Annotated in this window: 4 protein-coding genes; all 4 read left to right on the top strand. The window is 74.1% G+C overall.

Annotated elements, in window-relative coordinates; genetic code table 11:
* A partial coding sequence (locus tag ACSNOK_RS29025; RefSeq protein WP_436783763.1) for a VWA domain-containing protein occupies window positions 1-1,073 on the top strand: 1,073 nt, incomplete at its 5' end.
* Between the two features lie 432 nt (window positions 1,074-1,505).
* Window positions 1,506-2,681 carry an ADP-forming succinate--CoA ligase subunit beta gene (gene sucC, locus ACSNOK_RS29020; protein WP_436783762.1) on the top strand — a complete coding sequence of 392 codons (1,176 nt, stop codon included), beginning with the start codon at window positions 1,506-1,508 and terminating at the stop codon, window positions 2,679-2,681.
* A gap of 22 nt (window positions 2,682-2,703) precedes the next feature.
* Window positions 2,704-3,588, top strand: a complete 885-nt coding sequence (gene sucD, locus ACSNOK_RS29015) for a succinate--CoA ligase subunit alpha (protein WP_152262140.1) — start codon at window positions 2,704-2,706, stop codon at window positions 3,586-3,588.
* Window positions 3,589-3,904: 316 nt separating this feature from the next.
* Window positions 3,905-6,712 (top strand): cell division protein PerM, encoded by a 2,808-nt coding sequence (locus tag ACSNOK_RS29010; protein ID WP_436783761.1) that lies wholly within the window; start codon window positions 3,905-3,907, stop codon window positions 6,710-6,712.
* The last annotated feature ends 90 nt before the right edge of the window (window positions 6,713-6,802 follow it).

Below are 6,802 nucleotides of genomic sequence, written 5' to 3'. Positions count from 1 at the left end.
GGGCCGGGGCCGGAGCCGGGGCTGGAGCCGGGGCTGGAGCCGGAGCCCGGGGGCCGGGCGCCGGTGACGGCCGGAGGAGCGGTGGCCTCGGGGCCTCCGCACCCCGGGTCGCGCGCTGGCTGGGGGACATCAGGTCGTATTTCCCGGCGTCCGTCGTTCAGGTGATGCAGCGGGACGCCCTGGACCGGCTCGGGCTGACCGCCCTCCTCCTGGAGCCCGAGCTGCTGGAAGCGGTCGAACCGGACGTCCACCTGGTCGGCACCCTGCTGTCGCTCGGCAAGGCGATGCCCGAGGAGGCCAAGGCCACCGCCCGTGAGGTCGTCCGCAGGGTGGTCGAGGACCTGGAGCGGCGCCTGGCGTCCCGTACCCGCGCCACGCTCGCCGGCGCGCTCGACCGGTCGGCCAGGGCCGCCCGGCCCCGCCCCCGGGACATCGACTGGGGCCGCACCGTGCGGGCCAACCTCAAGCACTACCTGCCCGAGCACCGCACCGTCGTCCCGGAACGGCTCGTCGGCTACGCCCGGGCGGCGCGGTGGGCGCGGAAGGAGGTGATCCTCTGCGTCGACCAGTCCGGATCGATGGCGGCGTCCGTCGTCCACGCCTCCGTCTTCGGCGCCGTGCTGGCCTCGATGCGCACCCTCGACACCCGGCTGGTCGCCTTCGACACCTCCGTCGTGGACCTCACCGACCGGCTGGCCGACCCGGTGGACGTGCTGTTCGGCGTCCAGCTCGGCGGGGGCACCGACATCAACCGGGCGCTGTCCTACTGCCAGGCCAGGATCACCCGCCCGGCGGACACCGTCGTCGTCCTGATCAGCGATCTCTACGAGGGCGGAGTCCGGGAGGGGATGCTCGAACGGGTCGCGGCCATGCGGGCGGCGGGAGTGCGGTTCGTCACCCTGACGGCCCTCTCCGACGAGGGCGCTCCGGCGTACGACCGGGAGAACGCGGCGGCTCTCGCCGCGCTCGGCGCGCCGGCCTTCGCCTGCACCCCCGACCACTTCCCGGAACTGATGGCGGCGGCCTTGGAGCAGCGGCCCCTACCGGTGCCCGACCCCGCCGCGGGCGCCTGACGGCGCCGGGAAAATCCCCCGGAGCGGCGGGAGAAGGGGGCGAGGAGGAGAGGAGGCGGAAACCGGAGGGATAGGAGGGACGGCCCTGACAGGAGGGAAGGAGCGGGCGGCGGAAGGCGCGCGGTGCTCGGTGCGTGACCCTCAAACGCGGTCCGGCGCGAGGCGGGCGCGGGCCCGCGGGCCGGGGCCGGGCGGCGTACGCTCTGTCGCGATGCGTGCGGGGCCCGTATGCGATCTGTGAGCGTAATCACGGCCGGAGTGTGATCTGCGATTTAGGGACCTCCGGCCCTCGGGGATAACCTGCGAGACGGACATGCCGCGTATTCGGCGCACGTGTGCCGCCCTCGTCATAGATCGCGTCCTCACGCTGCCACCGCGGCACGCCCGCGCAGACAACGAACCGCGATATCCATGGAAAAGGGACGGACGCGCGTGGACCTGTTCGAGTACCAGGCGAGGGACCTCTTCGCCAAGCACGGTGTACCGGTGCTGGCCGGTGAAGTCATCGACACGCCTGAGGCGGCGCGCGCGGCGACTGAGCGCCTTGGCGGCAAGTCGGTCGTCAAGGCGCAGGTGAAGGTCGGCGGCCGCGGCAAGGCCGGCGGCGTCAAGCTGGCCGCCACCCCGGACGAGGCCGTCGCCCGCGCGACGGACATCCTCGGCATGGACATCAAGGGCCACACGGTCCACAAGGTGATGATCGCCGAGACGGCTCCGGAGATCGCCGAGGAGTACTACGTCTCGTACCTCCTCGACCGCACCAACCGCACCTTCCTCGCCATGGCCTCCGTCGCCGGTGGCATGGACATCGAGCAGGTCGCGGCCGAGACGCCCGAGAAGCTCGCCAAGGTGCCGGTGGACGCCAACGAGGGCGTCACCATCGAGAAGGCCCGTGAGATCGTCGCCCAGGCGAAGTTCCCGGCCGAGGTCGCCGAGCAGGTCGCCGAGGTCATGGTGACCCTGTGGAAGACCTTCGTCGCCGAGGACGCCCTCCTCGTCGAGGTCAACCCGCTCGCCAAGGTCGCCGACGGCCGCGTCATCGCGCTCGACGGCAAGGTGTCCCTGGACGCCAACGCCGAGTTCCGCCAGCCGGAGCACGAGGCGCTGGAGGACAAGGCCGCCGCCGACCCGCTGGAGGCCGCGGCCAAGGCCAAGGGCCTCAACTACGTCAAGCTCGACGGTCAGGTCGGCATCATCGGCAACGGCGCGGGTCTCGTCATGAGCACCCTGGACGTCGTCGCCTACGCCGGTGAGAACCACGGTGGCGTCAAGCCCGCCAACTTCCTCGACATCGGTGGCGGCGCCTCCGCCGAGGTGATGGCCAACGGTCTCGAGATCATCCTCGGCGACCCGGACGTCAAGTCCGTCTTCGTCAACGTCTTCGGTGGCATCACCGCCTGTGACGCGGTCGCCAACGGCATCGTCCAGGCCCTGAAGCTCCTTGAGGACAAGGGCGAGAAGGTCGAGAAGCCGCTGGTCGTGCGCCTCGACGGCAACAACGCGGAGCTGGGTCGCAAGATCCTGAACGACGCCGACCACCCGCTGGTGCAGCAGGTGGACACCATGGACGGCGCCGCCGAGCGCGCCGCCGAGCTGGCTGCGAAGTAAGGAACGAGGTCACTAGAACACCATGGCTATCTTCCTCACCAAGGACAGCAAGGTCATCGTCCAGGGCATGACCGGCTCCGAGGGCCAGAAGCACACCAAGCGCATGCTGGCCTCCGGCACCAACATCGTCGGCGGCGTGAACCCGCGCAAGGCCGGCACCACCGTCGACTTCGACGGCACCGAGGTCCCCGTCTTCGGCTCCGTCAAGGACGCCATGGAGAAGACCGGCGCCGACGTCACGGTCATCTTCGTCCCGGAGAAGTTCACCAAGGACGCGGTCGTCGAGGCCATCGAGGCCGAGATCGAGCTGGCCGTCGTGATCACCGAGGGCGTCGCGGTGCACGACACCGCCTCGTTCTGGGCGCTCGCCCAGGCCAAGGGCAACAAGACCCGCATCATCGGCCCCAACTGCCCCGGCCTCATCAGCCCCGGCCAGTCCAACGCGGGCATCATCCCGGCCGACATCACCAAGCCCGGCCGCATCGGTCTCGTGTCCAAGTCCGGCACGCTGACCTACCAGATGATGTACGAGCTGCGTGACCTGGGCTTCTCTTCCTGCGTCGGCATCGGCGGCGACCCGATCATCGGCACCACGCACATCGACGCCCTCAAGGCGTTCGAGGCCGACCCCGACACCGACCTGATCGTCATGATCGGCGAGATCGGCGGCGACGCCGAGGAGCGTGCGGCGGACTTCATCAAGGAGCACGTCACCAAGCCGGTCGTCGGCTACGTGGCCGGTTTCACCGCGCCCGAGGGCAAGACGATGGGCCACGCCGGTGCGATCGTGTCCGGTTCGTCCGGCACCGCGCAGGCCAAGAAGGAGGCCCTGGAGGCCGCGGGCGTGAAGGTCGGCAAGACCCCGTCCGAGACCGCCCGCCTGGCGCGCGCCGCGCTGAGCGCCTGAACGGTCGCCTGACCCGAACCGGCCCCTGAGGGTCGGAGCGGTCCGGCCGGTCACGGCCGACCGGGTCGCATGACGCCGCCGTTCGGGCGGCTTCACGACGGTACGTGGGCCCGTATCCCTCCGGGGGTACGGGCCCACGGGCGTCCATGAGGGCGCGTACGGGCGCGGGTGCGAGTGCGCGGGGCCCGTGCCGTCGCACGGCGGCCCGGCTCGCTCGGCGCGCGGGCGGCTCCGCCGGCCCGCCGGCCCGTACCGCCCTGAACACGACACGACGGTCATTTGTCGCTACCCGCCCGAAAGGCGCGTTGTTGGCAGCATGGCCCCTGTGACCCCATATGCCCACAGTGGTCCGTCGTTGCCGTCGCACCCCCGACCCACGGCGCGTCACAAGCCGGGGACGGGCAGGGCGTTCCTGGGCGGGGCGGTCGCCGCCGGGCTGGGACTCGGGGCGTTCGCCACGCTCGTCCTGGTGCTGTGGATCGTGTCGCCCTACCCGGACAGCGGGCCCGGCGGAGCGCTGCACGTCGCCACCGGCCTCTGGCTGCTGGCCCACGGTGCCGACCTGGTTCGCACCGAGACCCTTTCGGGCGCCTCCGCGCCGGTCGGGCTGACCCCGTTGCTGTTCTCCGTCGTGCCCTGCCTGCTCATTCACCGGGCGGCGCGGCAGGCGCCGATGCCGCCGGAGGACGCCGATGACGCCGACGACTCCGATGACGTGGATACCGCCGACAACGCCGAGGACGCCGACGGCCCGGACGGCGCGTACGACCGGCATGCCCCGTACGACCCGCACGAGGCCTACGGCTTCCGCGAACCGGGGATGGACGGCTCCGTAGGTTCACGCGGCCTGCCGACGGGCGACCACACCGCGCCCCGTGGGGACGGGAACGGCGTCCGGTCCGGCGGGTCCATGCCGTGGGAAGTGCCCCTGCTTCCGGCGCGCCTTCCGGTTCCGCCGCTGCCGCCGCGCACCGCGTTCACCGCGCTGCTCGGCGGATACCTGCTGGTCAGCGCCGCCGCCGTGCTCTACGCCTCGTCCGGCCCGATCCGCGTCGACCCCCTGAGCGCACTGATCCACGTACCGCTTGTCGCCGCCGCGCCGGCCGCGGTCGGAGTGTGGATGGCGGTGGGCTGCCCGCCTTGGACGCCCTCGGCCCGGGTCCGCCGGGTGTCACGGCTCGTTCCCGGGTGCGTACGCCGGTGGTTCACGGCGCCGCACGTCGTGGCGGTCGCCCGGGCCGCCACGGCGGGCACGGTGGTGCTGTTCGGCGGCGCGGCGCTGCTGCTGGCGGCTTCCCTGGCCGTGCACGCCGGTGCCGTGCGGGACGCGATGGCGCAGCTCACGGTGGGCTGGCCGGGGCAGTTGGGGGTGGCGCTGCTGAGCGCGGCGCTGTTGCCCAACGCGGTAGTGTGGACGGCCGCCTACGGTCTGGGGCCCGGCTTCGCGGCCGGGGTGGACGGCCTCGTCGCCCCGCTGGCGCTGCCCGGACTCGGCTCGCCCGACCGGCCGCCGCTCCCGCCCTTCCCGCTGCTCGCCGCGCTCCCCGCGCCCGGCGAGGCCGGTCCGGCGGGCCTGGCGGGCGCCGCCGCGCTGGTGACGGCCGTGGGTGTCGCGGTGGCGGCCGCGGCCGTACCGCGCCGCCCGGCGGTCGTGGGGCGGCGCGAGACGGTCGCCGTCGCCTTCCTCGCCGCACTGCTCTGCGCCGCCGTGGCCGCACTGCTCGCCTGCGCCGCGGGCGGGCCGCTCGGCGTCGCGGCCCTGTCCCGGTTCGGCCCCTCGTGGCGCCTCACCGGCTTGGCCTGCCTGGCCTGGACGCTGGCCGTGGGCGTCCCCGGCGCGTTGGTCGTCCGCCGGATCCGCAAGGAGGAGCGGGTCCCCAGCGGGGAACCGGCTGCGGCCGGAGCCGACGTGTCAGGGGCAGCCGGCGCGTCGTCCGGCGGGGCCCGGCCGCGTGGCTGGTGGCGGCGCGTGCGGCCGGCGCTCGGGCTGCGGGAGGCCACGGCGGCCGCCTCGACGGGCACGGCGCCCTCGCTCTCCACGGCCTCCCCGGCGTCTTCGGCGGGTACGGAGGCGGACGCGGTGCCGGGCGCGGGGCCGGACCTGGGGCAGGACGTCGGGGAGACCGGGAGAGGCGGCAAACGCAGGAAGGGCAGGAAGGGTGCGAAGGGCGGAATGAGCACGGCGACGAAGACGGGTGGGACGAGTACGCCGAACGTGTCGGACGGGGCGGGAGCGACGGACGCGACGGACGCGTCGGCCGCCCGGCCGGCTGCTCCGCGACGCGCACGGGTTCGCGGTCCGCTCTCCTGGTGGCGCGGATTCGCCCGCTACCTGGGCTTCGCCGTCGGCGGGGCCCACGACGGCTCCGAACCGGCCTCGCCGGCGCCCGGACGGCACGGGGCCGACGACCGGGAGCAGCGGCGTGCGACGGGCCGGGGGTCGGCGGCGGACGCGGACGGTACGCGGTACGGCTCGTCGGGCGGGCCCGGGAACGGCGACCCGCAGGCGGAAGCGCACCCCGGAGCGAAGCCCGGAGCCGGCGGAGGGGCCGGAGGAGGAGCCGGCGGAACGGGCGCGGAAGCGGACCGGGAGCCCCACCGAGGAGCGGACGGAAGCCAAGAGGGCGAACCGGACGGGTCCGAACCGGCCATGCCGCAGCAGCCGCGGCCGTCCCGACCGCAGCAGGAGCCCCACCGCTCACGGCAGCGGGGCGCTTCCGCGCCGGCGGCCCGTCACCCCGTCTCGTACGCCCCCGAGAGCCTGCCCCTGCTCCCCGTCCACGGAGTCGTCCTCGGGGCCGACGGGCGGGCGGAGCCGCCGCGCCGCAGGCACCGCGGCGTCCGGGCGTCCCGGGCGGAGCGCGCGGCCCGGCGCGAGGCGGCGCGCACCGCGCGGCGCGAGGCGAAACGGGCGGCGCGCCGGGCGAGGAAGGCGCGGAAGTCGCCGATGCCGCCCGTCCCGGACGCGGTACGGGCGGGGTGTCCCGACGGCGCCGACTGGCACGACACCGATGTGCGGCAGGCCCGCTGGGCGGCGCTGAAGGACTCCGGCGGCGGACTCATGCCGGACTTCGAGCCCCGCGACCCGGCACGGCTGCTCGACGAGCGGTGGGGCGAGGGGTGAGACGGCGGCAGGTGTGGGGAGACGGGTAAGGGATTGGGGGGAGGTAGTGACGGGTGGTGCGGCGCGTACGCCGTGGAATGGGAGGGGGAC

It is taken from the genome of Streptomyces sp. URMC 126 (assembly GCF_051386555.1).
Taxonomy (GTDB): Bacteria; Actinomycetota; Actinomycetes; order Streptomycetales; family Streptomycetaceae; genus Streptomyces.
The sequence above is the reverse complement of the archived record's forward strand: the minus strand, read 5'-3'. Positions and strand labels throughout refer to the sequence as shown.